At 27.5% G+C, this 26,026-nt stretch carries 28 protein-coding genes, 1 tRNA gene and 1 other annotated feature (1 of these 30 cut by a window edge); of the genes, 24 read left to right on the top strand and 5 right to left on the bottom strand.

The features are described 5' to 3' along the window. The first annotated feature begins 7 nt into the window (after positions 1 to 7). From hydF to BEN51_RS06785, 7 genes are all read left to right on the top strand, one after another. Complete coding sequence (hydF, locus tag BEN51_RS06815; protein WP_119865328.1) at positions 8 to 1,198, top strand: [FeFe] hydrogenase H-cluster maturation GTPase HydF; 1,191 nt, start codon at positions 8 to 10, stop codon at positions 1,196 to 1,198. 73 nt (positions 1,199 to 1,271) lie between these two features. Further along, positions 1,272 to 2,480, top strand: coding sequence for an NAD(P)-dependent oxidoreductase (locus BEN51_RS06810; protein WP_119865327.1), 1,209 nt, complete (start codon positions 1,272 to 1,274; stop codon positions 2,478 to 2,480). Between the two features lie 176 nt (positions 2,481 to 2,656). Beyond that, on the top strand, positions 2,657 to 3,361 hold the full coding sequence (locus BEN51_RS06805; protein WP_119865326.1) for a bactofilin family protein: 705 nt from the start codon (positions 2,657 to 2,659) through the stop codon (positions 3,359 to 3,361). Positions 3,362 to 3,373: 12 nt separating this feature from the next. Further along, positions 3,374 to 4,129: a polymer-forming cytoskeletal protein gene (locus BEN51_RS06800; RefSeq protein WP_119865325.1), complete on the top strand. Its 756-nt coding sequence runs from the start codon at positions 3,374 to 3,376 to the stop codon at positions 4,127 to 4,129. Continuing rightward, positions 4,114 to 4,731 carry a DUF4004 family protein gene (locus BEN51_RS06795; RefSeq protein ID WP_119865324.1) on the top strand — a complete coding sequence of 206 codons (618 nt, stop codon included), beginning with the start codon at positions 4,114 to 4,116 and terminating at the stop codon, positions 4,729 to 4,731. The genes BEN51_RS06800 and BEN51_RS06795 overlap by 16 nt, the downstream gene beginning before the upstream one ends. Before the next feature lie 31 nt (positions 4,732 to 4,762). Further along, positions 4,763 to 5,977, top strand: a complete 1,215-nt coding sequence (locus BEN51_RS06790; protein WP_119865323.1) for an MFS transporter — start codon at positions 4,763 to 4,765, stop codon at positions 5,975 to 5,977. A 126-nt stretch (positions 5,978 to 6,103) separates the two neighbouring features. After that, a complete protein-coding gene (locus tag BEN51_RS06785; RefSeq protein ID WP_119865322.1) occupies positions 6,104 to 7,009 on the top strand; it encodes a PucR family transcriptional regulator in 906 nt (301 codons plus the stop codon). A gap of 52 nt (positions 7,010 to 7,061) precedes the next feature. On the opposite strand, the gene ade is transcribed toward BEN51_RS06785, so the two are convergent. Further along, the gene (ade, locus tag BEN51_RS06780; protein WP_119865321.1) at positions 7,062 to 8,798 is read right to left on the bottom strand and encodes an adenine deaminase; all 1,737 of its coding nucleotides are present in this window, start codon (positions 8,796 to 8,798) and stop codon (positions 7,062 to 7,064) included. Positions 8,799 to 9,004: 206 nt separating this feature from the next. Between ade and BEN51_RS06775 the strand changes: the two genes are divergently transcribed. The 10 genes from BEN51_RS06775 to BEN51_RS06730 all read left to right on the top strand — a co-directional run bounded on the left by BEN51_RS06775 (position 9,005) and on the right by BEN51_RS06730 (position 16,536). Further along, positions 9,005 to 9,526 (top strand): NAD-dependent dehydratase, encoded by a 522-nt coding sequence (locus BEN51_RS06775; RefSeq protein ID WP_119865320.1) that lies wholly within the window; start codon positions 9,005 to 9,007, stop codon positions 9,524 to 9,526. Positions 9,527 to 9,662: 136 nt separating this feature from the next. Beyond that, on the top strand, positions 9,663 to 10,439 hold the full coding sequence (locus BEN51_RS06770; RefSeq protein WP_119865319.1) for a formate/nitrite transporter family protein: 777 nt from the start codon (positions 9,663 to 9,665) through the stop codon (positions 10,437 to 10,439). A gap of 142 nt (positions 10,440 to 10,581) precedes the next feature. Further along, positions 10,582 to 10,959 (top strand): RidA family protein, encoded by a 378-nt coding sequence (locus BEN51_RS06765; RefSeq protein ID WP_119865318.1) that lies wholly within the window; start codon positions 10,582 to 10,584, stop codon positions 10,957 to 10,959. Positions 10,960 to 11,015: 56 nt separating this feature from the next. Beyond that, complete coding sequence (locus tag BEN51_RS06760; protein ID WP_119865317.1) at positions 11,016 to 11,462, top strand: hypothetical protein; 447 nt, start codon at positions 11,016 to 11,018, stop codon at positions 11,460 to 11,462. A gap of 110 nt (positions 11,463 to 11,572) precedes the next feature. Further along, positions 11,573 to 11,821, top strand: coding sequence for a CPF_0552 family protein (locus BEN51_RS06755; protein ID WP_119865316.1), 249 nt, complete (start codon positions 11,573 to 11,575; stop codon positions 11,819 to 11,821). Between the two features lie 144 nt (positions 11,822 to 11,965). Beyond that, positions 11,966 to 13,027 (top strand): ABC transporter substrate-binding protein, encoded by a 1,062-nt coding sequence (locus BEN51_RS06750; RefSeq protein ID WP_119865315.1) that lies wholly within the window; start codon positions 11,966 to 11,968, stop codon positions 13,025 to 13,027. Positions 13,028 to 13,121: 94 nt separating this feature from the next. Further along, complete coding sequence (locus tag BEN51_RS06745; RefSeq protein WP_119865314.1) at positions 13,122 to 13,682, top strand: DUF3867 domain-containing protein; 561 nt, start codon at positions 13,122 to 13,124, stop codon at positions 13,680 to 13,682. A 214-nt stretch (positions 13,683 to 13,896) separates the two neighbouring features. Beyond that, positions 13,897 to 15,453 carry an ABC-F family ATP-binding cassette domain-containing protein gene (locus tag BEN51_RS06740; RefSeq protein ID WP_119865313.1) on the top strand — a complete coding sequence of 519 codons (1,557 nt, stop codon included), beginning with the start codon at positions 13,897 to 13,899 and terminating at the stop codon, positions 15,451 to 15,453. A gap of 446 nt (positions 15,454 to 15,899) precedes the next feature. Next, positions 15,900 to 16,109: a hypothetical protein gene (locus BEN51_RS14020; protein ID WP_236906271.1), complete on the top strand. Its 210-nt coding sequence runs from the start codon at positions 15,900 to 15,902 to the stop codon at positions 16,107 to 16,109. A gap of 211 nt (positions 16,110 to 16,320) precedes the next feature. Continuing rightward, complete coding sequence (locus BEN51_RS06730; protein ID WP_119865312.1) at positions 16,321 to 16,536, top strand: MerR family transcriptional regulator; 216 nt, start codon at positions 16,321 to 16,323, stop codon at positions 16,534 to 16,536. 82 nt (positions 16,537 to 16,618) lie between these two features. On the opposite strand, the gene BEN51_RS06725 is transcribed toward BEN51_RS06730, so the two are convergent. Next, positions 16,619 to 16,694: transfer RNA gene (locus BEN51_RS06725), tRNA-Met, on the bottom strand. 350 nt (positions 16,695 to 17,044) lie between these two features. Between BEN51_RS06725 and BEN51_RS06720 the strand changes: the two genes are divergently transcribed. Both BEN51_RS06720 and BEN51_RS06715 read left to right on the top strand, forming a co-directional pair. Then, positions 17,045 to 17,593 (top strand): hypothetical protein, encoded by a 549-nt coding sequence (locus BEN51_RS06720; RefSeq protein WP_119865311.1) that lies wholly within the window; start codon positions 17,045 to 17,047, stop codon positions 17,591 to 17,593. A 119-nt stretch (positions 17,594 to 17,712) separates the two neighbouring features. Beyond that, positions 17,713 to 18,219, top strand: a complete 507-nt coding sequence (locus BEN51_RS06715; RefSeq protein ID WP_119865310.1) for a hypothetical protein — start codon at positions 17,713 to 17,715, stop codon at positions 18,217 to 18,219. Positions 18,220 to 18,269: 50 nt separating this feature from the next. Here the strand turns inward: BEN51_RS06715 and BEN51_RS06710 are convergent, their stop codons facing one another. Genes BEN51_RS06710 through BEN51_RS06700 form a run of 3 tightly spaced genes read right to left on the bottom strand, consistent with a single transcriptional unit; the run spans position 18,270 to position 19,529 of the window. Next, positions 18,270 to 18,848 (bottom strand): manganese catalase family protein, encoded by a 579-nt coding sequence (locus BEN51_RS06710; protein ID WP_119865309.1) that lies wholly within the window; start codon positions 18,846 to 18,848, stop codon positions 18,270 to 18,272. Continuing rightward, on the bottom strand, positions 18,848 to 19,111 hold the full coding sequence (locus BEN51_RS06705; RefSeq protein WP_119866588.1) for a spore coat protein CotJB: 264 nt from the start codon (positions 19,109 to 19,111) through the stop codon (positions 18,848 to 18,850). The genes BEN51_RS06710 and BEN51_RS06705 overlap by 1 nt, the downstream gene beginning before the upstream one ends. Next, the gene (locus tag BEN51_RS06700) at positions 19,104 to 19,529 is read right to left on the bottom strand and encodes a spore coat associated protein CotJA (protein WP_236906270.1); all 426 of its coding nucleotides are present in this window, start codon (positions 19,527 to 19,529) and stop codon (positions 19,104 to 19,106) included. The genes BEN51_RS06705 and BEN51_RS06700 overlap by 8 nt, the downstream gene beginning before the upstream one ends. A gap of 157 nt (positions 19,530 to 19,686) precedes the next feature. Between BEN51_RS06700 and BEN51_RS06695 the strand changes: the two genes are divergently transcribed. The 5 genes from BEN51_RS06695 to BEN51_RS06675 all read left to right on the top strand — a co-directional run bounded on the left by BEN51_RS06695 (position 19,687) and on the right by BEN51_RS06675 (position 25,894). Next, positions 19,687 to 21,075 (top strand): FAD-binding oxidoreductase, encoded by a 1,389-nt coding sequence (locus BEN51_RS06695; protein ID WP_119865308.1) that lies wholly within the window; start codon positions 19,687 to 19,689, stop codon positions 21,073 to 21,075. A gap of 35 nt (positions 21,076 to 21,110) precedes the next feature. Next, a complete protein-coding gene (locus BEN51_RS06690) occupies positions 21,111 to 21,977 on the top strand; it encodes a tRNA 2-thiocytidine biosynthesis TtcA family protein (RefSeq protein WP_119865307.1) in 867 nt (288 codons plus the stop codon). Positions 21,978 to 22,305: 328 nt separating this feature from the next. Continuing rightward, entirely contained in the window at positions 22,306 to 22,494 is a 189-nt protein-coding gene (locus tag BEN51_RS06685) for a DUF4250 domain-containing protein (protein ID WP_119865306.1), read from the top strand. A 162-nt stretch (positions 22,495 to 22,656) separates the two neighbouring features. Continuing rightward, positions 22,657 to 24,408, top strand: coding sequence for a sensor domain-containing protein (locus BEN51_RS06680; RefSeq protein WP_119865305.1), 1,752 nt, complete (start codon positions 22,657 to 22,659; stop codon positions 24,406 to 24,408). A gap of 100 nt (positions 24,409 to 24,508) precedes the next feature. Next, complete coding sequence (locus tag BEN51_RS06675) at positions 24,509 to 25,894, top strand: MATE family efflux transporter (RefSeq protein WP_119865304.1); 1,386 nt, start codon at positions 24,509 to 24,511, stop codon at positions 25,892 to 25,894. A 22-nt stretch (positions 25,895 to 25,916) separates the two neighbouring features. After that, positions 25,917 to 26,026, top strand: a binding site (T-box leader) (it continues 122 nt past the right edge of the window).

Raw genomic sequence — 26,026 nt, 5'->3', positions numbered from 1 at the left:
AGAGAAAATGAATTCTACGCCAAATGCAAATAGAAAACATATAGCTGTTTATGGAAAAACAAATGCAGGTAAATCCTCATTAATTAATAGATTTTTAGGACAAGATATATCTTTAGTATCTGAAAAAAAAGGAACTACTACAGATCCAGTTCAAAAAGCAATGGAGCTTATTCCAGTAGGACCAGTATTAATGATAGATACTGCTGGTTTTGGGGATAATAGTGACCTTGGAGAATTTAGAATTAAAAAGACCTTAGATATTATAAAAAGAACAGATTTGGCTATTTATATGTTTGATATAAAAGATATAGATATAGAAGCATTTAAAGAAGCAAAAATACATTTTAAAAAATATAATATTCCTTTTATAATTGTCATAAATAAAGTCGATGAAGCTAAGAATGATGATCTAGAAAAGGCTAAGAAGGTATTTGAAGAAGCAATCTTTGTATCCTCTTATACAGGGGAGGGAATAGAAGAACTTAGAAATAAAATTATTAATATTTTAAAAGAGGGGGAAGAAGAACTTCCTCTTTTAGGAGATTTGTTACCATATAACAGCAATGTAATTATGGTAGTACCTATAGATTCTGAAGCACCTAAGGGCAGAATAATATTGCCTCAAGTTCAATGTATAAGGGATTGCTTAGATCATGGAATAAAGAGTTATGTTGTTAGGGATACGGAGCTTTCTAGTGCCTTAGAAGATTTAAAAGATGTAGATCTTGTGGTTACAGATTCTCAAGCCTTCAAAGAAGTAGATAAAATAGTTCCAAAAGATATTAAATTAACAAGTTTTTCAATGTTGTTTGCAAGACAAAAGGGCGATTTTGATGAATTTGTAAAAGGGGCTATATCAATTAAAAATTTAACTAAAGATTCTAAAATATTAGTTGCAGAAAGCTGTACTCATAATGTATCTCATGAGGATATAGGAAGGGTAAAAATCCCCAAATTACTAAATAATTATGTAGGCTATAAACTAAATTATGAATATGCTATTTTTCATGATTTTCCTGAAGATATAGAAAAATATGATTTAATAATTCATTGTGGGGCATGTATGATTAACAGAAAAACAGTTGTGAATAGAGTTAAGGTTGCTAAAGAAAAAAATATTCCTATTACTAATTATGGAATACTATTAGCCCATTTAAGTGGAATATTAGAAAGAAGTTTATCCATTTTTAGAAAATAATCTTTAAGAGGTATTTATTTTGCACATTAAAAATGTATAATATAGTTATAGAGTAATAAGGAGGATTATTATTATGAAAGAACTATTATTAGAAGCGGATAGATGTTTAATGTGCAAAAAACCAAGATGCAGAGAGCATTGTCCAATTGATACACCTATACCTGAGGTAATAGCTTTGTTTAAAGAAGGAAAAATGGCTGAAGCTGGTGAGATATTATTTAAGAATAATCCATTAACTCAGGTTTGTGGAATTGTATGCCCTCATGATGATCAATGTAAAGGAAATTGTATAAGAGGAATAAAATCTGAGCCAGTAAGGTTCTGTGAAATAGAAGCATATGTATCAAAAGTTTATATTGAAAATGCAAAGTTTGAAAAAGAAACTGATATTGATAAAATGGTAGCAGTTGTAGGAGGAGGACCGGCAGGGATTACAGTAGCTTTTATATTAGCTCAAAAAGGATATAGAGTTACTATTTTTGATGCGAATCCAAAGCTTGGTGGAGTATTAAGATATGGAATTCCTAAATTTAGATTACCAAAAGATATAATTGATACTTATGAAGAAAGACTTTCTGAGCTAGGTGTAAGTATAAGGCCTAATACTTTAATAGGTCCAGTAGTTACCTTAGATAGATTGTTTGCAGATGGGTATAAGGCTGTATTTATAGGTACTGGAGTTTGGAATCCAAGAGTATTAAATATTAAAGGTGAATCTTTAGGTAATGTTCATTATGCTATTGACTATTTAAAGACTCCAGAAACATATAGAATTGGAGAAAGAGTAATAGTTATTGGAGCTGGAGATGTTGGAATGGATGCAGCAAGAACAGCTAAAAGAAATGGAGCTAAGGATGTTAGAATTCTTCACTTAAAAGGAATGGATGAAATAACTGCAACTAAGTCAGAATTAGAAGGCGCCTTGGAAGATGGAGTAAAAATTGAAACCTATAAGGCTCCAATGGAACTTACTTTAAAGGGAGTTAAGTATAGAGAAACTAAGAGTGGAACTGGTGAAGATGTTAAAGAAGGTTTCTTAGAATGTGATACAATAATTATCGCAATCAGTCAAGCTCCAAAGAATAATATTGTAGCCAACACTACAGGTTTAGAGACTGACGATAGAGGTCATATATTAGCTGATGAGGAAGGTAGAACAACTAGGGAAGGAGTATTTTCTGCTGGAGATGTTGTAATAGGAGCTGCAACAGTAGTTAAGGCTGTTGCTAAATCTAAGCTTGTTGCAGAGGCAATGGATAATTACCTTAAATCAATTGAATAATTAAGTTAACAATGAGCGAAATTCACAGTTAAGAAATTATTTTCTTAACTGTGAATTTTATATTTTAAAAAAAGTCTTTACAATGTAACAATGTTACGATAATATAATAATATATTAGTGGGAAATCTATATTTTTTTGGAGTTTTGCGTAACATTGTTACGTTGGAGGTGTTGTTATGAAAAATAAACTTAATATTAATGGAATTGGAGATATAGTTGCAGGTGAGTATGCTAATATTGAAATTTCAGGTATAGCAAATATGCAAGGTGATATAAGAGCAGACAGTATTGAAGTTGATGGAAAAGTAAAAGCCTTTGGTAATGTAAAAGCTGATGAAATAGAAATAAATGGTCATGTTACTAGTGAGGGAAAAATAGAAGCTAATTTTCTAGACATAAGTGGTTATTTTAAAGGGATTGATAATGCTAGTGGAGAGAAGCTTAAAGTAAACGGACGAATAAAATCTAAGAATATTTCTTTTAAAGATATTAGTTTAGTAGGAGAAATGTTTGTAGAAAATAATTGTGAAGCTGAAGATTTTTATGCTGAAGGAAAGATAAATATTAAGGGATTACTAAGTGCTGATAATATAGAAATAATTCTACAAAGAAGAAGCAATATAACAGAAATAGGGGGAGAAAAGCTATCAGTTAGAAAAGAAGATAAGGGTATTTTCAGTAATCTCTTCTTTAATAGCAGATATATTTTGATAGTAGAAGAAATTGAAGCAGATGAAATATATCTTGAATATACAAAATGTAAAGTTGTAAGAGGAAATAATATTAATATTGGTGAAGGCTGTAATATCGAAAAAATAGAATATAAAAATAAATTAGAAATTAATGAGAAATCAATTGTAAAAGAGAATTATAAAAAATAGGAGTTGATAATAATGAGTGATTTAAGCAGCGTTAAGATATTTGGTAATGGAACATTAAAAAGTGGAGAATTTAATAAGATTCAAATTTTAGGAGATGTAGATGCAACTGGGGATATTAAATGTAATAAGTTAAGTGTTATGGGAGATTTAAGGATAGAAGGTAAATTAAAATGTGGAGATTTTAAGGTAATGGGAGAATGTACCTTAGAAGAAAGTGTAGAAACAGAAGATTTTAATATTTTAGGTCAGGTTAGGGCGGAAAAGGAAGTAGAAGTTAAATCCTATTTAAAGGTTGTTGGTGAGTTTTATATAACAAATTCATTAAAAATAAAAGATGGTAATATCGTAGGGCAAGTTATAAATAAAAATAATATTTTCTTTGATAGCCTTAAAGTTACGGGGGAATTAAGAAGTATGGGAGATTGTGAAGGAAATATATTTTTCAGTAAAGGCAGATTAGATATTTCAGGCTTATTATCAGCAGACAAAATTGAAATAGTGCCAAAAGGAAATAGCACCATAAATGAAATTGGCGGCAGTGAAATATGTATTAGAAAAAATAAGTATTGGGAAGGCTCTAACGGCAGAGTTAAAGCAAATCTTATAGAGGGGGATAAGATAACGCTTGAAAACACTGACTGCGATATAGTCAGGGGAGAAGAAATTACTATTTTGGGAAACTGCAATATAAAAAGAGTAGAATATACTAAAACAATATCAATTGATAAAAATAGTAAAGTAGGCGAAGAACTATGTCAGAACAGTTAATATCAAAAAAAGAATTATTAGAATTAATGGATATATCCTACGGACAATTATATAGGTGGAAAAGAAAAAAATTAATTCCTGAGGAATGGTTTATAAGAAAAAGTGTTTCTACAGGTCAGGAGACTTATTTCCCTAAAGATAAGATAATTGAAAGAATACAAACAATTATTGAGCTTAAGGATGAATTGTCTTTGGATGATTTGGCTTATAGATTTTCTAATAATAAAAAGGATATAAAACTTACAAGGGAATATATTAAAAATTTCGTATCAGAAGAAATAGTTATAAACTTTGAGAATATTATAGAAGTTGAGGATATATATGGGGAAAATAATATATTTGCATTATTAATATTTAAAAATTTAATAGAGTTGGGGAGTTTGAGTTTAGCAGAAATAAGGGAAATAGTAATCTTGGCAAATAAAGATTATGAAAAAATAGATAATAGGGATTATTATCTTATAGTGAAAAGAAAGCTTGGAGTTTGTTACTATTATGTAATGGTAGACGATATTAGTTTATTTGATAAAGATAATGGCGTAGAATTGGCAAAAATTAATTTAAATTCAATAATAGAAGAGATAAAGAAAATAGGGCTTTAGAAAGTTAATATGGAACAGGGGGATTTAATATATGAATAATAGTTGGAAAAAGAATATTGCATTATTTTTAGGTGGCCAAACTATATCTTTATTTGGATCGGCATTAGTTCAATATGCAATAACTTGGTATATTACACTAGAAACTCAATCAGGTATAATGATGACAATATCAATTATTTGTGGATTTTTGCCTACATTTTTTATTTCTCCCTTTGGTGGAGTTTGGGCAGATAGGTATAATAGAAGATTGCTAATTATATTAGCTGATTCAATGATAGCAATAGCTACCTTAGTCTTAGCAATATTATTCTTATTAGGATATACTTCTATATGGCTGCTTTTTATTGCATCAGCAATAAGAGCATTAGGTTCAGGAATTCAAAATCCAGCCATTGGGTCCCTTTTTCCACAAATAGTACCAGAAGATAAACTTACAAAAGTAAATTCAATTGATAGAACAATAAATTCCTTCGTTACTATAGTTTCACCAATGCTTAGTGGTGCACTTCTAGCGATGTCTAATATAGAAGTAATTTTCTTTATAGATGTTATAACTGCAGTAATAGGAATATTAATATTAATTATTTTTGTAAAAACACCTATTCATGCAAGAGCTTTAGAAAGAAATAATTCAAGTTATTTTAATGATATGAAGGAAGGAATAGAATATATAAAAAATCATTCTTTTATAAAGAAATTTTTCTTGTATGCTATAGTATTTTATTTTCTTTCAACTCCAGTATTTTTTTTAACGACTTTACAGGTAACAAGAAATTTTGGTGAAGAAATTTGGCGTCTTACTATGCTTGAAGTCATATTTTCTGTTGGAATGATGGCTGGCGGAATATTCATGTCTATTTGGGAAGGCTTTAAAAATAAAACTCATACTATGGTATTGGGATTTAGCATAGTTGCAATATCTATTTTTATTCTTGGAGTAATACCGATATTTTGGATTTATTTAGCCTTTATTGGAATTACTGGCTTTTCAATTCTTGTATTTGATACACCAGCAACTGTTCTACTTCAACAAAAGGTAGAAGAGGAGTTTTTAGGTAGAATATTTGGTGTATTAAGAATGATTTCAAGTATTGTTCTTCCTATAGGAATGACTGTATTTGGTCCCTTGGCAGATATTATTGATATAAATTGGCTTTTAATTATAAGTGGACTTCTTATGCTGGTTCAAAGTTTTTATATGTTTAGAAGCAAGGAATTAATTAAAGCAGGAGGCCCTATTAATTAGTAAAAAATATATTCTTATTAAAGGAGCTTATAAGAGAATTAAGCTCTTTTTTTAATATAGAGAGAAAAATATGAAAATTTATTGTATAATTTATTTATGAAAAGGGTTTTTGGATGGGAGGAGAATATGAAAGAAATAAATGTAGTATTAAGGGAATTAACAGAAAGTACAAATATAAAACTAAGATTAACAGAAATTAATAACACAGAAATATTTGATAATCTTCCTTTTTCAGCGTCAAGGGTATGTAGAAAAATTAAAGTTAATGATAAATTATATAAAATATATTTAGAAAAAGATGATATAAAAACCTTGCCCTTAATAGAGTATATTTTAAATAAGTCAGATATTGAGGATAATATTATAGAAAGAATTTTAGAAGAAAAAATACAGTGGTCTACCATAGAGAAATCTATTATTGCCAAAGCAGATAAAATGTTACTTATCGAAAGCGAAAAGATAGATGAAGTTTTAGAAATAGTACGAGAAACTTATTTAGATGAAGAAATATATGTAGGAAAGGTATACGATAGAATAATAATTATAGGTAATATAGAATATGAAGATGAATATGCTAATTCATTAAAAGAAACTATATTACAAAATATAGCTGTTAAAGTTAAAATTTCAATCAGTTATTTAAATGGAACTTTTGATGGTTTTAAAAAAGCTTATAATGATTTAGTGTTAGCTTTAAAAATAGGTAATAAGTTTAATATTAAACCAGAAATATATTATTTAAATAAAATGTATATAGAAAAGTCAATATATAATTTAAAAGAAGAATATTTAGAAGAGATAAAAAATGAATATAAAGGTATATTTAAAGGCTTTAATTATGAGTTATTTCAAACATTAAATGAGATGTTAAAATGTAATTTATCATTAACAAAAGCATCAAAGAATTTATTTATTCATAGAAATACTCTAATGTATAGAATTGAAAAGATAAAAAAAGAAACGGGCTTTGATATAAGAAATTTTAAAGAAGCTACATTTTTGTATCTTTTATATTTAAATATCAATAGTTAATAGTTTAAAATGAGCAGTTTATCCTGCTCATTTTTTATAGATTTTGAAATATTTATTCTGCAATATTAATAAAATCAAATTTAGAAACATCAAATAAACCTTTATCTGTTATTTTTAGTGCTGGTATAACAGGCAATGATAAAAAAGATAGAGTTAAAAATGGATTAAAGTTAATATCAGGAGCAATGTCTTTTATGGCAGAATGTAAATTTTTCAAATCTTTAATAACATAACTAGATTTCCTTCCAGTTATTAATCCAGCAATTTCAAGTTGAATAGAAGCCAAAACTTTGCCATCTTTTACTATTAAAGTTCCACCATTCATTTTTTTGATTTCTTTTGCTGCCATAAGCATATCTTCATCATTTGTTCCACAAATAATTAAATTGTGGGAATCGTGGGCAACTGTAGTTGCTATAGCACCAGCTTTTAAATTTAAACCTTTTATTACTCCTAGACCTATGTTCCTAGTATTTTTATGTCGTTCAATCACTGCAATCTTTAATAAATCTAAATTTGTATCACTTTTGAAATATTTACTATTTTTAAGATTGCTAATGTTTATTTTAATATGGTTACTTTCAAGTTTATTTGGAATTATTTCAATAACATTTAAAAATTTTTTGCTTTCTAGCTTTATTTCTAAATCTTTTTTAGATAAATTTTTAATATTAACATTTGATATATTAGGATAAACAAAATCTTCATTGTAAGAATCGCAAACTAAATTATTTTTATATACAACTAGATTACCATTTTTATAAACTGCTTCGATTTTAAAGCCTTCTAAATCTTCTAATATTACAAAGTCTGCAATATAACCTGGTGCAATTGCACCTTTGTGTTTTAGATTATAACATTCAGAAGGATTTAAAGTACTCATTTGTATTGCAGTTTCAGGAGAAAGACCAAAAGAAATTGCCATTTTTATTGACTTATCAATACTTCCATTAAAAATTAGATCATCTATATGTTTATCATCAGTACAAAAACAAATTCTTCTACTATTATTAATTGAAGCAGCTTTAATTAATTCAGTTAGATTTTTTGCAACAGAACCTTCTCTTATATGAACATACATACCTCTTCTTAATCTTTCGACTACTTCATCTGCAGTTACTGCTTCATGATCAGTTAAAATGTTTGCTGTAGCATAAGTGTTTAAAAGTTCATTAGTAAATCCTGCACAATGGCCATCAATTATATAGCCTGTTGATTTTGCATCCCATAATTTATTTATCATGCTTTCATCACAGTTTAAAACAGCTGGAAAGTTCATGACTTCAGCAAGACCTAATACTTTTTTTTCTTTATAAAAAGGAAATAAATCTTCCTTCTCTAGTATTGCTCCAGAAGTTTCAAATGAAGTTGCTGGTACACAAGAAGGGAGCATAAAATAAAAGTCAAAGGGGATATTTTTTGATAAGTCCATCATTATTTTAATGCCTTTGCTGCCAAGTACATTTGCAATTTCATGAGGATCAACAACGGCAGTTGTAATACCATGAAGCAATGCAGCCTTTGAATATTCCCTAGGCGTTACTAATGAAGATTCTATATGAGCATGGGCATCAATTAATCCAGGGCATATATATTTATTAGTTCCATCAATTTCAACTTTTCCTTCATAGTCTCCAAAACCAATGATATAGCCATTTTTTATAGCTACATTATCTCTAAAGGAACTATTTTGAAATACATCTATTATAGTTATATTCTTAATAACTAAATCGCAAATATCAGCTTTGCTTGCAGCTTTTATTTGAGAAATATAATTTTCTTTTTTCATAAATCCACCTCTGCATATATTAAGAAAGATATTTCAACCATTATAATTAATCTGGAACAAGTTGTCAATTCAAAAATTTATGAAAGTAAATAGCTATTTTTATATATTAAGTTAATAATGGGAATAAGATTACAATTTTAATTAATTCACTATTTTTAATGTAAAATAATATTATATTTTAGATAATATTTTATTTTGGAGAAAATATGAGTAAAAAAATATTACTATTAGGCATATCAGATGAAATACTAGTTTATTTGATTAAATATTTTAAATTAAATAATGCTGAAATATATCTTGTTTTAAGTAAAGAGGAAGCAGCTCCAATATTAAATGAGATTGAGAAAGATGTAGTAATTGTAAAAATAGATAATAATTTAGATCAAATTGAAGTACTATTAAATTCAGTAGAGCCAGATATAATATATAATTTTTACGGTAGTTATAATGAAAAACAATATAAGTTAGAAGATTTAATAGAAAATAGTTATTTAAGAACAATTTTATTTTTAGAAGCTTTATCTCATTTTAAGACATTAAAGTTTGTTAATTTAATAAATAAGGAAATTAATATTAAAGACGGAAGCTTATTTGAATGCTATAAAACAATTGAAAAGTTAATAATTGAGAAAAGTCATTTTTATAAGGATAATTATGGTATAAAAGTAATCACTAAATATAGAACTGGTGATATTGATGAAGATTTTAAAGGTATTTTAGAAATATGAAAAAGTTTTGAGGAATTATATAAAAGTTAAATTATGTATAAAAACCGTGATAATAATCACGGTTTTTATTTTGTTTTAGTTGTATAATTTTCAGGTAGTTATTATGTTAAAAATAATAATGTTAAGGAGGATTAAGATGTTTAATGAGGAAATTATGAAAGTTGCTTTAGGGGCAAAATCAAAAGTAGAATTATTAAAATCTAATAAAATTGGCTATTTTATTAGTTCAATGTTAGCAGGTATTTATGTTGGAATAGGAATAATGTTGATTTTTACAATTGGAGGACTGCTAAGTTCAGCTAATTCATCTGCAACAAAAATTGTTATGGGGTTGTCATTTGGAATAGCATTAAGCTTGGTAATTTTTGCAGGCTCAGAATTGTTTACCGGTAATAATTTTATTATGGCTTTAGGAGCATTAACAAAAGAAGTTTCTTGGGTAGAGGTAATTAAAGTTTGGATAGTAAGTTTTGTTGGGAATTTATTAGGCTCAATACTTGCAGGCTTAATGTTTGTTCAAACTGGATTAGCCTCTGGAACAACTGGAGAGTTTATAGCAAAAGCAAGTGCTTTAAAAATGTCTCTGCCAGTAAATGAACTGTTATTTAGGGGTATATTTTGTAATATGTTAGTATGTTTAGCTATATGGTGCAGTTTTAAATGTAAAGAGGAAGTATCTAAACTGATAATGATATTTTGGTGCCTTTTTGCCTTTATAACAACAGGTTTTGAACATAGTATCGCTAATATGACTTTACTAACAATAGGACTTGCATCTCCTTTGGGTCAAGTAGTTAGTATTGGAGGTTATGCTTATAATATTTTTGTTGTTACTCTTGGAAATATGATTGGAGGAGTAATATTTTTAGCAATACCATATTACATAATTTCTAGAAAACAAAAAGTAAATTAAGAAGTGTTAAAATAGAATATAGCTTTAAAGATAGAGAATTTAATTTTCGATTGTTTTTTCTAATGTCTTATTACATAATAGTAATAAGACATAAATTTTTTGGGAATATATTACATATGTTTTTTGAGAGGAAGTGTTATTAATGAATAAAGAAATTGTATCTACAAAAAATGCTCCAGCCGCTATAGGCCCTTATTCTCAAGCTATTAAATTAGGTGAGTTTATATTTACTTCAGGACAAATCCCTATAAATCCGGTAAAAGGAGAAATGGAAACTGAAATAAAGGCAGCTACTAAACAAGTTATTCAAAATATTAAGGGAATTTTAGAGGAAGCTGGCAGCAGCTTAGATAAGGTTATTAAAACAACGGTATTTTTAAAGGATATGAATGATTTTGCAGCAATGAATGAAGTTTACGCTCAATATTTTGGGGATAAGGCACCAGCTAGAAGCTGTGTTCAAGCAGCGAAATTACCTAAGGATGCGGTAGTGGAAATAGAAGCAATAGCTGTGCTATAAAATCAATTTAGACTATAATATATTATAGAAAGAAAAGAATTTTTTGGGGGATTTATATGGTTAAAAAAAACTTTATGTTCATATTTAAGATAACTCTGATCCATGTGCTTACCTATATAGTCTGTGGAATAATATTTTCAATGTTTTTTAAGTATCAAGAATCACTTAAAGTTACAGAGGGCTTTAGGGATATGAACCATATTATGGTTCAGCTATCGCCAATTTTTCAAATTGTTAGAGGTATTTTATTTGGATTAGTATTATTATTAATAAGACAATCTTTTCATGGCAAAAAATATGATTGGTTAAAATTATGGTTAATTATAATAGTAATAGGAATATTTAATACACCAGCAACTGCACCATTTTCAATTGAAGAGTTTATTTACTGTGAACCTTCAAATATGGCATGGAATTTACAATTAGGTGGATTAGCGGAAATACTTGTACAAACATTATTATTTAGTTTTTTATCAATAAGAGTTATAAAACACTCAAGTTAGTGTTTAAGGAAACTGGGCTTATTCCTTAAATTAAATGTAAGGAAAAATCTGAATAAATAAACTCCAATTAGGTTATTATAGGAAAGGATAATTTTTTTGGAGGGTGATTTATGTTTACTGTTATGGCGATAAAAATTGAACCAAGAGTAAAAAAAGCTCCAGAGGTTCAAGAGATTTTAACAAGGTATGGCTGTATTATACATACAAGAATAGGCTTACATGAAGCCACTAAGGATTCGTGTTCAAATTCAGGTCTTGTATTATTAAATCTTTTAAGTGATGAAAAAGAAGAAATTAAGAATTTACATGAAGAATTAGAAGCAATGGATGGTGTTACAGCAAAAATATTAGAAATGTAGTAAACAAGAAATAACCGCTATTTTTAGCGGCTATTTTTTTAATGTATATATAAAGTGGTTTTTTCTTTGCAAATCCAATAATTAGATATATAATTGATAGTTGGGGAAGTGAAATAGAGATTTGTAAGAGAAAGGAAGATAGTGGTGAAGAAATTTATAAAAATATCATCATTAATAAGTACTTTTGTATTAGGACTTTCATTATTTACTGCTTGTAGTAATGAAAAAGCTGAAAGTGAGCAAAAGACTATTAATGTGTTAAATTATGGAGAAAATATTGCTGAAGGTTTACTTGAAGAATTTGAAGAAAAGTATAATATAAAGGTTAATTATAAGACTTTTGATGAAATGGAAACAATGTATATAGAAGTTTCATCAGGCAAAACAAATTATGATGCAGTTTTAGTTGCAGATTATATGGCAGATAGAATGATAAGTGAAGGTTTGCTTCAAAAGATAAATAAAGAAAATATACCTAATTTAGAACAAATGAGCGAAAATGATTTAGGACAGCCGTATGATCCTAATAATGATTACACTGTACCATATATGAATGGAACTATAGGTATTGTTTATAACAAAGATTTAGTATCAGAACCAGTAGATAGCTGGAAGGTTATGTTTGATGAAAAATATAAGGGACAAATATTTATATTAGATTCAATGAGAGATGCTATAGGAGCAGCGGCAAAATACTTAGGATACTCATTAAACACTACAGAAGAAAATGAACTAAAGGAAATTGAAAAGGCTTTACTTAAACAAAAAGATTTATTGCTTACTAAGGGAGCAGACAATGTTATGGATATAATGCGTCATGGTGAAGCAGCTGTTGCCATGATTTGGTCTGGAGAAGGTTTAAATTTAAGTGAAGAATATGAAAATTTAGAATATGTTATTCCAAAAGAAGGAGCAAATTACTGGCTAGATTCATGGGCTATTCCAGCAAATGCAAATGACAAAGAGAGCGCTGAAAAATTTATTAATTTTCTCAGTGAAAAAGATAATGCTCTAAGAATTGCTGATGAAATAGGATATACTAGTCCAAATAAGCTTGCCATAGAAGAGCAAGCTGATGAAATTAAAAATAATCCTGCAGCATATTTATCTGAAGAGCTAATGAATAAGTGTGAGGTTTACAAATATATGAAGACTGAGCAATTAGGATTATACGAAGAGTTATGGCTAAGAGTTTATGCACAATAAGAATAATTATTAATAATAAATTAAACAAATAGAATAAAATGTATAATCATAGTATAATATTAATAACATCTACTAAATATAGGAGTTGATTATTATGGATGATAGGATTATAGATTTTAATGAAATAAAAAATAGAGTAAATGAAAAAGATGTAGATAAATTTGAAGCTTATATGTTTTCTTTATACTATGAGATGAGCGATGGTAAATTAAATATGGCTGAATTTTCAAGGAAGGTCATGGAGTATATGGAAAAAAACAATATATCTCAGGATAAGTTTATGAAGATGCAAACTAAGCTTATGGAAAGGTATGGTTTTGATCCTTCGGACTTAGAAAATCAACTTAAAGCTTTAGGAATAGAAAATATAATTCCTGGCGGAGGAGATATAGAAAAGGCTAAAAAAACATTAGGATTTCAAGAAAAGTACAAGGATAGGTTAAAAGTAAAAACAGTAAATAGTTATTATATTAATAATGATAAAAATAAATTAGAAATAATAACTGAGGGAACAAATGTTATTTTAAAAAGTGAAAAAAACATAGATTTAAATGATATTGAACTAAATGAGTTTTTATGCTCCTATAAAAAACTTAATGATGAAAATCAACTTGAAATATCTATTTGTGAAAATATAAGAGAATATATTTATTAAAAAATTGACAGTTTACAATTAGCAATGGACAATTATGTGTATTGTGAGTTGGAAACTGTCAATTTTTATTTTAGCGAAAATCAATGTATTAAATAATTATGTACATAAAAAATAGTAGGAATTCTATGGGGTTATAGTTTATAATAAATAAGTATGTTAATCTGAAATTAAATTTATAAATTATTTTTAATAGATAATTAACTAGGAGGATAAAATGAGCGTTTTAACAGTAAAAAATATAAACCATGGTTTTGGTGATAGAGCAATATTTGAAGATGTATCCTTTAGACTATTAAAAGGTGAGCATGTTGGGCTTATTGGGGCAAATGGCGAAGGTAAATCTACTTTTATGAATATCGTAACAGGAAAACTTATGCCTGATGAAGGTAAAGTAATTTGGGCTAATAATGTTAGAGTTGGATATATGGATCAACATTCAGTTTTAGAAAAAGGTAAAAGCATTAGAGATGCATTAAGAGATGCCTTTAGATATTTATTTGATTTAGAAAAAGAGATGAATACATTATATGAGCAAATGGGAGAAGTAGATCCAGAAAAATTAGAAAAAATGCTTGAAAGAACAGCAGTTATCCAAGATTTATTAGATAATAATGGATTTTACATAATAGATGCAAAAGTAGAAGAAGTTGCAAAGGGACTTGGTCTTTTAGATTTAGGATTAGATAGAGATGTGGATGATTTATCAGGGGGCCAAAGAACAAAAATACTACTTGGAAAATTACTTCTTCAAAATCCAGATATATTATTGCTAGACGAGCCTACAAACTATCTTGATGAAGAACATATAGAATGGCTTAAAAGGTATTTACAAAATTATGAGAATGCCTTTATATTAATTTCTCACGATATTCCATTTTTAAATTCTGTAGTTAATTTAATATATCATGTTGAAGATAGGAAGCTAACAAGATATGTTGGTGATTACTATGAATTCAAGAGACTTTATGAAGAAAATAAGAAGAGATTAGAAGCTGCTTATGAAAAGCAGCAAAAGGAAATTGCAAGACTTGAAGACTTTGTTGCGAGAAATAAGGCTAATGTGGCAACAGCTAATATGGCTAAATCAAGACAAAAGAAGCTGGATAAAATGGAGATAATAGAGCTTACAAAGGAAAAACCAAAGCCAGAGTTTAATTTTAAAATGGCAAGAACTTCTGGAAAGATGATATTTGAAACTAAGGATTTAGTAATTGGATATGATAGTCCTCTTACAAAGCCATTAAACCTTTATATGGAAAGAGGACAAAAGATTGCTTTGGTTGGAGCTAATGGTTTAGGTAAATCCACATTACTTAAAAGTTTACTAGGAATAGTTAAACCTTTATCTGGAGAAGTACAACTTGGGGATTATCAATATATTGGTTACTTTGAGCAAGAAGATAGATCAGGAAATACAAATACCTGTATTGAAGAAGTGTGGAATGAATTTCCTGGGAAAACTCAATATGAAATAAGAGCAGCTTTAGCAAAATGTGGTTTAACTACAAAACAATTAGAATCAAAGATTATGGTATTATCTGGAGGAGAAGCAGCAAAGGTTAGATTATGTAAGATAATTAATAAAGAAACAAATATTTTAATATTAGACGAACCTACAAACCATTTAGACATAGATGCAAAGGAAGAATTAAAGAGAGCTTTAAAGGAATATAAAGGAACGATACTATTAGTATCCCATGAACCAGAGTTCTATAGAGATGTTGTTACAGAAATATGGAACTGTGAAGATTGGACTACTAAGGTAGTATAAATAGCTGATTTTTCACAAAGAAAATTTATTCTAAGAAATCTAACAGTAAGTACTAAATGCAGGAAAACTAAGATATAATCAAGGAATTAAATAAATTACACTTATATTAATGGGATTGCTAAAAGGCAGTCCCATATTATTTTTAAGAAAATTTATGTAATATATCAACATATAAGGATATACATTGCATACTGTAAGTAGTAAGTGCTTATATATCAAAATATTGTTTATAAATATGGTAAAAGCGGTTAGATAGAAATGATTATGAAAGAATTAAAATTATCACAAGCATATTCAATAATTGTATTAAATGCTCAAGACAGTATTAACATGACAGTTGTTAAAAATTTTCAGTTAGATGTATTGCTGTTGCTGCAATTATTGAAAGTTACCTTGATGGTTACCTTAAAGAAACAGAGGGTAAGTTAGTTTTAGAAAATAGTATTTTGGATAACCCTAATATAACTTTATATCAGGAAGTTGCTTTAAGGACAATTCTTAATAAAAAGGATATTGTAGAAGGGGATTGGAATTGGTATAAAGGAATTTTTAAAGATGAAAAAAACTTAGTGAAAACTCCTTTGGTTTCAGGTATTAATTTTTTATTTTCTGAAATTGAACGTTCCCAATCTATTTTTGTTGATACAGAAGAGTAGTTTGCAAATCAAGAACAAAGGCTATAAGCTGTAAAAAAGAGATTAGAAGAAAATGGACATTTATATACTGTTATTATAAAAGGAAAAGTTCCTTTTATAAAAATTGATAATATTTTGTATGAAGCTTATCCCCACGCAATTAATGAAAGTGGCATAGTAATTCATGGTGCTCGTCTAAAGAGATATTTAAAATAAGGAAATTGTTTAATAAATGTCTAGACAATGGTCAATGGATAAAATTAAAGAAGCGGATTATGTATCAATTGTTGAATTAGTAAGATTAACAGGTTCACGTTATAGTACCCTTAAATTTTATACTGAGGAGGGAATGCTTCCTTTTATACAAGGAGGAGAAAAACTTACAAGGAGATTTCCAAGAGAAAAAGCCTGTACAAGAATTGAAGAAATTAAACTTTTAAGAACTTAAGGATATAGCATTATTGAAATTAAAAAGTTTTTAGTAAATAAGAATTTATAAAAAAAGAATTACATTAAATGTAATTCTTTTTTGGTTGCGGGGGTAGGACTTGAACCTACGACCTTCGGGTTATGAGCCCGACGAGCTGCCGACTGCTCCACCCCGCGATAGTATTTAGTTTAATCAACTATTATATATATTACTATAGTCTTATGTGATAATAATTTCAAGTCTAGAATTCCTTAAATTTTGACCTTCTGAATACAAATATTCTGAAAATTTACTATTAACTCTATATTACTTAGAAATTTTAAAATAATTTTAGTTTTAGTAAGATTTTTTATAAAAAATTAAATATTAAGCTTAATATATTTTTTTGATTTTCAACCATATTATGGTTATAATTATATAAAAGGGACAAATATAATAAATTACTTTTTATAGGAATCCATACTTCAAGTAATTAAAAATTTAACAAAGTTTACTTTAATAAAAATTCTATTAAAGGAGAGGGAATATGTTAAAGGGTGTCAAAGAAGAATTATATGAGAATGAAAAAGTAAAGAATATGCAAGGGATATCAGAGGATAAAAAAGATAAAAAAACGATTTTTGAAATAGCTTTATGTATAAAAGAAAAAGTGGATAAAATTTTAACAAATATGAATAAAGAAACTATTGAAACAAAGGATTTAGAAGGTATTAACAAAGAAGACTTGAAGGAAATATTTAATATAATTGAATTATATGACACTAATAGAGAATTATTTTTAAAAACAGAATTTTTAGATACCTTGGAAAGAGAAATTACCACAATAGTAGAAATTCTATGTAAAAGGGATAACATAAAAAACTTTATAAATTTTGATAAAGAAGTCTATATGGAAGAGTATTTTGAGAATAATATTATTGAAGAAGAAGATGAGTTTTATAAGGAACATCTTGAAAATGTCTTGTTAATAATAAAGGAAATTGAAGAAACCCTTGCTGATAAAGCTTTAGAGGATTTAAATAATTTACTTACCGTCTTAAAAAATATCAAAGATATTCTTATAGATATTAAATAATAATCATATTAAGTTAATCATAAATGGGAGGTAATGGACTTCTATAAGTACAAATACACCTAAATTGGAATATATTATATTAGGGGACTAGCCTAAAAATATAGAAATTAGGTGTTTATATGGATTTCTATTTAAAAAGAAAACTAATAATTTTAAGAGATGATTTTAATACAGGTAACTGGAATTTGAAAACGTTTCAAAAATTTATGGCAGATATTAGATATAGCATTTTGAATATATCTCAGGATGAATTTATTGAGTTAATGACAATACCAAAAGAATTATTCAAAGGCTATATTTATCTAAAAGATTATTCAACATGGCAGATTAGCAATAAAAGTTATTTTTTAAAGAATATAAAAATCTTTAATGAAGAGTTTTTTGTAAAATTAGCAGATAAAATTTATAAATTGCAGTATAGTTTAGAGGATATAGTAGAAACAATTGATTTTATAGGATTAAATTTTAATGTAATGAGAAAAAATTATGGAAAGAAGATTGGACTGCCTTTAAAGAATATTGAGGAAATATTAAGAGAGTGTGTGGTAATTAATAATGAGCAATTAATTAAATTAGGACCAGTATTTGCTGAAAGAATTAATAGAGTTTTAAATATGAAAAGCTGAAAAATAAACCTAAGCTATATTTTAGCTTAGGTTTATTTTTCAGAGAGCTCTTATAATTTATAGAAATCTTTTGCTTTAGTATTATCTTGAACATCCATTAAAGCTTCTCCGAATCTCTGATAATGAACAATCTCTCTTTCTCTTAAGAAGCCAAGTATTTCTTTTATTTGAGCATCATCTGTTAAATTCATTAACCACTCATAAGTTACTCTGGCTTTTTGTTCTGCATTCATATCTTCGTGTAAATCTGCAATTATATCTCCTTTGGCTTGAATATAAGTAGCTGTCCAAGGATTTCCAGTAGCATCAACATAGAAAAGAGCTTTGCCATGGTCAGCATAATGGCCATCTAATCCTGCTTTTTTTATTTCATCTATAGATGCATTTTCCATTATTTGATGAACCATAGTTGCAATTATTTCAACATGAGCCATTTCTTCTGTTCCTATATCAGTTAAAAGAGCTTTTGATTTATTAGTAGGCATTGAATATCTTTGATTTAAATATCTTAGAGCCGCAGAAAGTTCCCCATCTGGTCCACCATATTGTGTAATTAATAGTTTTGCCATTCTAAGGTCTGTTGATTTTAAGTTAACCGGGTGTTGTAATGTTTTAACGTAATACCACATTATCTCTTTCCTCCTTTCTCATTTTCCCATGGCCATGGACTATTTACCCAAGCTTCTGGATTTTGGAAATATGCGCTTCCGAAATTTGTTAGAGGGCCATATTTCTTTTCATAGTCCCATATTAAGCGTTTTAATTCAGAAGAAAGAGCTGCGAAATCTTTAGTGGCACCCTCTGATTCAGGATGAGTATCTAAATATAAATTTAAATCAACTAATGCAAATTGCACTTTTTGAATTTCTAACATATGCTCATGTTTATTCATCATAGCTTCTTCTACCTCCTACATATCCAGAATTGCAATAAGGATCATATAAATCTTTAAATATTGTTCCTGAAATTATTGCATCATCTAAATTAAAAAAGTTTTTGTATGGTTGAGGTTGAATGTGAGCTTTAGCATAAATAGGAGGATTGAAAAGTTTATATGATTCATAGCAGTTTTCATCAGTATCTTTACAAAAAACGTTACATGAATATTTAGCAGGATTTTCTAAACAATCTTCTAAACAGCTAGATTTTTTTCCTTGACTGCAACTACCTTTGTAAGATTTACAGCTTCCCATTTTATCATCTTTGTAGTTTTTCTTATCTTTAAATTCATCCATTAGGTCTTCTAATTCTTCTTTAATATCTTTAAAATCGTCTTTGTATTCCTTTTTTTGATCTTTGCCCCTTAGCATTTAAATTTCCTTTCCCTTCGTTTTTACATTATCACTTTATGTAGAAAAAGATAAAAATGTGATAAAATTTAAATATCATTTAAAAAAATTGTTATATTTTAATTTTAATTTTATTATGATATTATCTATTAGATGAATAAATAACAGAAGGTGACGAATTATGAATATAAACTTTGATGAAATATCAGGGGAAGTTATAACAAGAAGTAATAAAAAATATGATGAGGCAAAACTAAGTTGGAATAGAGCTATAGATGTTAATCCATTAATAATAATTAATTGTTATAATGAAATAGATGTAATAAATGCTATTAAATTTGTTAAAAAAAATTATCTTGAATTTAGAATTAGATCAGGCAGACATAGCTATGAAGGTTATTCAACTGGTGAAAATTTAGTAGTTATAGATGTAAGTAATTTAAAAGAAATAAGTATAGATGAAGATAAGGGAATAGTTAAACTAGGTGGGGGAGTTAGAAATAGAGAAGCCTATGAAGCTTTGGGAGCTAAAGGATATCCTTTTCCAGGAGGAGGCTGCCCAACTGTTGGAGTTGCAGGTTTAATTTTAGGTGGCGGTTGGGGATATTCAAGCAGATATTTAGGCCTTGCCTGTGACAGCTTATTAGAAATAGAAATGATAGATTATAAAGGAAATAAGCTAATATTAAATGAAAATATTAATAGAGATTTATTTTGGGCTTGTAGAGGAGCTGGTGGAGGAAACTATGGAGTAGTAGTTTCTCTAACCTTAAAACTTCCAGAAAAAGTTGATATGGGTACATTAATTAGAATAAATTATAAAAATATAAATGAAGAAGATGCTGTTAAAATCTTAGAAAATCTTCAAAATTTATATAGAAATTTAGATTATAAAATGAATTTAAAAACATCCCTTTATAATTCAAAGGAAGATGGTATTGGTATAAAATTAATAGGTTTATTTTATGGAGAGGATAGTGAGGCAAGAAAAATATTAAAGTCCATAACTGAAGTAAGCGAGAAAATAGAAGCAGATTTTGATTATATGACAATCCTTGAATGTAATAGATGGATACAAGATAGTCATCCAGAATATGAAAGCTATAAATCTGGGGGAAGATTTTTATATAAGGAATTAGATGCAAAAAATATAAGAAGTCTATTAGATATTATTAAAGAAAGAGCAAAAGGTTCTTATTATACTGCAATAACTTTATATGGTCTTGGAGGTAAAGTAAAGGAAATATCAAAAGCTCAAACTGCTTTTTATTATAGAGATGCAAAATTTATTTTAGGCTTTCAAACAGTATGGGAAGATAATAAATATAAAAATAATAACAAAGATTGGTTTTTAGCTAGATATAATATAATTACTGAATTAACTGAGGGTGCTTTTGTGAATTTTCCATTACATGAATTGAAGAATTACGAGGAAGAGTATTTTGGAGCTAACTTCAAAAGATTAAAAGAAATAAAAGAAAAATACGATCCAAATAATTTTTTTATATTTCCACAAGTAATAAACGGAACAAATGAATTATTATCTGACAATACGAATAAAAGATGATATAATTTACAAGGATAAGAAAATGAGGTGATAAAATGAGTAGCATAGCTGGTAAAGGTTGTGAAAGACTGATACCTACTGAAGAAAAGAAATCATTAGAAGAAATAGAACGTAGTATAGTTAAAAGATATAGAAAAAAAATATGGACTCGATTTGTAAAAGCAGTTAAAGATTATAAACTTGTTGAGGAAGGAGATAAAATTGCTGTTGCAATTTCAGGAGGAAAAGACTCACTATTAATGGCAAAATGCTTTCAAGAACTAAAAAAGCATGGACAGATGAATTTTGAGTTAGAGTTTATTGCAATGGATCCTGGTTATCATCCTCAAATAAAAGAGTTGCTTATAGAAAACTGCAATCATTTAGGGATACCAGTACATATATATGAAGGGAAAATCTTTGAAGTTGTAGATAAGATGGCAAGAGATTATCCGTGTTATCTTTGTGCAAGAATGAGAAGAGGTTCATTATATAATAAAGCAAAGGAATTAGGTTGCAACAAATTGGCTTTAGGTCATCATTATAATGATGTAATAGAAACAACCTTATTAAATGTTTTATATGCTGGAAACTTTAAAACTATGCTTCCTAAGTTAAAAGCACAGAATTTTGAGGGAATGGAACTTATCAGACCTTTATATTATATTGAAGAAGACGATATAAAGAGATTTACAAACTATGCAGGAATATGGCCTTTAAATTGTGCATGTATGGTTGCGGCGGAAAAAATAGGAAATAAAAGATATGAAATAAAAGATTTAATAAAGGAATTAAAGAAAAAATTTGATGGTGTTGAAAAATCTATTTTTAAAGCCGCAGAAAATGTTAATATGGATTCTATTTTAGGTTGGGAGAAAAATGGCATAAAAACTAAATATTTAGATGTTTATGATGAGGATTAATATAGATTTTTAACAAAATGAGCTATTTATAATAGCTCATTTTTTATATTTCTATTGAAATATTTAGAATAACTTAATAAAATAATAATAGGATTATTTTTCTTTAATGTAATAATTATTAAAATTAAAATGTAATTTGTAAAAAAATACATTATTAGGAATTGAAATTTATATAAAGAAAAAACACCTTAGTAAAATATTTTTAACTCTTAAAACTTTTTTTCAGAAATGTGATGTAATAGATTAAAAATAGTGTATAATACTACTAAAGAAATTAATAAAAATACAATAAATCTATTATATTCATACAAAGTAAAGGAGATATATTATGGACAGAGAAACAATTTTAGCTATGGATCCAAATATATTAGTGAGCATGATTAACATGAAATTGAGAGATTTCTATTCAAATTTATCAGTTTTATGTGAAGATTTAGATATAAAAGAGGAAGAGTTAAAGAAGAAGTTAGAAAGTTTCGGATATGAATATATAGCGGAGCAAAATCAATTTAAATAAGGGGAGGATTTACATGAAAATAAAAAAGAGTGCTAAAATCTTTATGATAATTGCAGCAGGAGTTAGTTTAGCTGTAACTTTATTGAATGATGAAAAGAAAAAATCAAAGGAAAAAGAAAGCCAGGAAGCATAAAAATATAAAATTAGAGGAAAAGGGATAATATGAAGAAGGATTTTTTTTCAAACAAGGATGTTGTTTCCCTGAAGAATTATTATTTAAATAATAAAGTGCTTATAAATAATTTTAAAGAGTTTTTATTAAATTCAAATGATGCTTTAATAAAATTAGTCAATGGAGTATATATATATATAAATATAGAAAAAGCTTTTGTAATGCTTTATGGGGACAATAAAAATATAATAAATAGTAATGAAGAGTTATGTATTTTGACTTTTGATGAATTTAAAAAACTATTTTACAATGATGATTTTGAAAAGTTAATAGATGCTTTAAGTAATGCTTCTATAAATTTAGAAGTAAAAATTAGAAATTATAAATCAAAGGATTTATGGATAAAGATAAAAGGTGAAAATATAAAAGATGAAAAGGGTCAAATAGTAGGATTTATTGGCTGTTTAAATGATATAACTAGAGAGAAAAAATTAGAAGTTGAATTAGAAAGATTAGTATCCTATGATGAACTTACTGGTCTTAATAATAAAAAGAATTTTAAAAGAATAATAAATGAAGAAATTAGAAATCATATTCGCTTAAAAAAAAGAGGAGCTTTTATAATGATAAATTTAGATAATTTCAAATTTATAAATGACTCCTGTGGACATGAAGCTGGTGATTTGTATTTAATAGAATTTTCTAATAAATTAAAAAAGTTAGTTAGAGATGAAAAATATGCTTGTAGATTCAGCGTTGATGAATTTATAGTATTTCTGCCATATATTAATTCAATAGAAGAAATTAATGATTTTACAAGAAAGATAATGAGTCTTTTTGAAAATTCTTATATTATAAGTGACAAGAATATTTATACAACTACAAGTATTGGAGTTTCGCTTTTTCCAGATGATGGTCAAAGTTTCGAATCCCTTTTGAAAAGTGCTGATTCAGCTTTATATAAAGCTAAAACCAATGGAAAAAATCAAAAGCAGATGTTCAATGATAAAATATCAGAAGAAATAAATAGAATATATTTAATACATAAAGGCTTAAGAAATGCTTTAGAAAAAAATGAAATGTATGTTGTTTTTCAGCCTAAAATTAAATTACATAATAATGAAGTTGATGGTTTTGAAGCATTGCTTAGGTGGAACAGTAGAGAAATTGGTTTTATAAGCCCGGGGGAATTTATTCCAATTTCAGAGAGTACAAGACTCATTATACCTATTGGTAAATTTGTTTTAAGAGAAGTGTTTTCAAAGATAAGGTATTTACTTGATGAAGGCTATGATAATTTTAAGATCGCTGTCAATTTATCAGAAATTCAGTTAAGAGATGGGGGATTAGTTAGCTATTTTAATTCATTAGTTAAAGAATATAATGTACCTCCAAAATATATTGAACTTGAAATAACTGAAAGTATGTTAATGAAATCAGTTGATAATAATATAGAGTGTTTAATGGAATTAAAAAGGTTAGGTGCTTCAATAGCATTAGATGATTTTGGAACTGGCTATTCTTCTTTAAATCATTTAACAAAACTTCCAATTGATGTTTTAAAAATAGATAGAAGTTTTTTAATTGATATGAAAAAGAATAACAAAAGTAAATATATTATAGAAAATATTATTGAATTGTCACATAAATTAAATATTACTGTTGTGGCTGAAGGTGTTGAAGAGGAAGAACAGGTAGAATATTTAAAAAGTATTAATTGTGATAAAGTACAAGGTTATTATTATAGCAAGCCACAAGAATTTGATAATATAATAAATATGTTAAGTAAAAAAGGCATTTAATGCCTTTTTTTTGTGAAATTATCTTATTATAGTAAAACTCCTTGTCAAAAAAAATAAAGTTAATATATAATGTAGAGTGATTAAATTTAAGGAGGCACATATGAAAAAAACTAATAATTTAGTAACAGGAAATATTTTAAGTACATTACTTAAGCTTTCATTGCCTATATTAGGAACTTCTTTTATACAAATGGCTTATAATATGGTAGACATGATGTGGGTAGGAAGACTTGGGAGTCATGCTGTTGCAGCTGTAGGAACAGCTGGATTTTTCACTTGGTTTGGAAATTCATTAGTATATATAACTAAAGTGGGGGCAGAAATAGGAGTGTCTCAATCTATTGGAAAAGAAGATTATAAAGGTAAAAATAAATTTATATATAATAGTTTTCTAGTGAATATAATAATGGCTATTATTTATACTCTTATTGTAATTACATTCAATAAGCAGTTAATAGGATTTTTTAAATTAGGAGATGCAAATATTATAAAACTTTCTCAAGAGTATTTAATAATTGTGGCTTTAGGACTGATTTTTACCTTTTTAAATCCATTGTTTACTGGGATTTTTAATGCGTCGGGTAATAGCAAAATACCTTTTTTAATAAATTCAGTAGGATTAGTATTTAATATAGTTTTTGATCCAATTCTTATTTTTGGCTTAGGAATATTTCCTGAGCTTGGGGTAGCAGGAGCGGCAATTGCAACAGTCTTAGCTCAGGCGATAGCTACATTGCTATTTGGTATATCCTTTATAAGAAATGGCTATAGTTTAAGCTTAAAAAATAGAAAATATATTGATAAAAAGTATATATATAAAGTATGTAAGTATGGAATTCCAACAGCTTCTCAAAATTGCTTATTTACCTTTTTTGCAATGATAATAGGAAGGATAATCGCCCAGTATGGAGCAGTAGCAATTGCTGTTCAAAAGGTAGGTTCCCAAATAGAAGCAATTTCATGGATGACTGCTGAAGGATTTTCAGCAGCACTAACAGTATACATAGGGCAAAATTATGGAGCAGGTAAATGGGATAGAATATTAAAAGGATATAGGGCAACAATTTTAATATCATCTATGATTGGAATTTTTGCTACTGTATTGTTTATATTCTTTGGAGATATAGTTTTTACCTTGTTTATACCTGAAAAAGAAGCTATGTTAAAAGGTGCAGATTATTTGAGAATTTTAGGATACTCTCAATTATTTATGTGTTTAGAAATAACTACCACAGGTGCTTTTTCAGGTTTTGGAAATACAATTACTCCATCTTGGGTAGGGGGAGTATTTACTGGATTAAGAATACCGGCAGCAATATTATTAACTAAATATACTAGTTTGGGAATTGACGGAGTTTGGTGGAGTATTAGTGGTTCTAGTATTGTAAAAGGATTATTATTAACCTTTTTATTTATAATTATGATAATAACACCGAATAAGGAAAAATTTATTAAAAGTATTGACAATTTGCAAGAAGGATCATAGAATATTAATAAAAATACATTAGAATAATCCGTTGAGAAGGAATAGTAGCTATTGTGCAAGGTTAAAGAGAGCTGAAGGTGGTGAGATTTCAGTACCGTAGCAAATAGTGAATGGGCCTTTGAGGAGTGAAGC

This window comes from Clostridium isatidis (assembly GCF_002285495.1).
GTDB lineage: Bacteria > Bacillota > Clostridia > Clostridiales > Clostridiaceae > Clostridium > Clostridium isatidis.
This window is presented reverse-complemented; position numbering and strand designations above follow the sequence as displayed.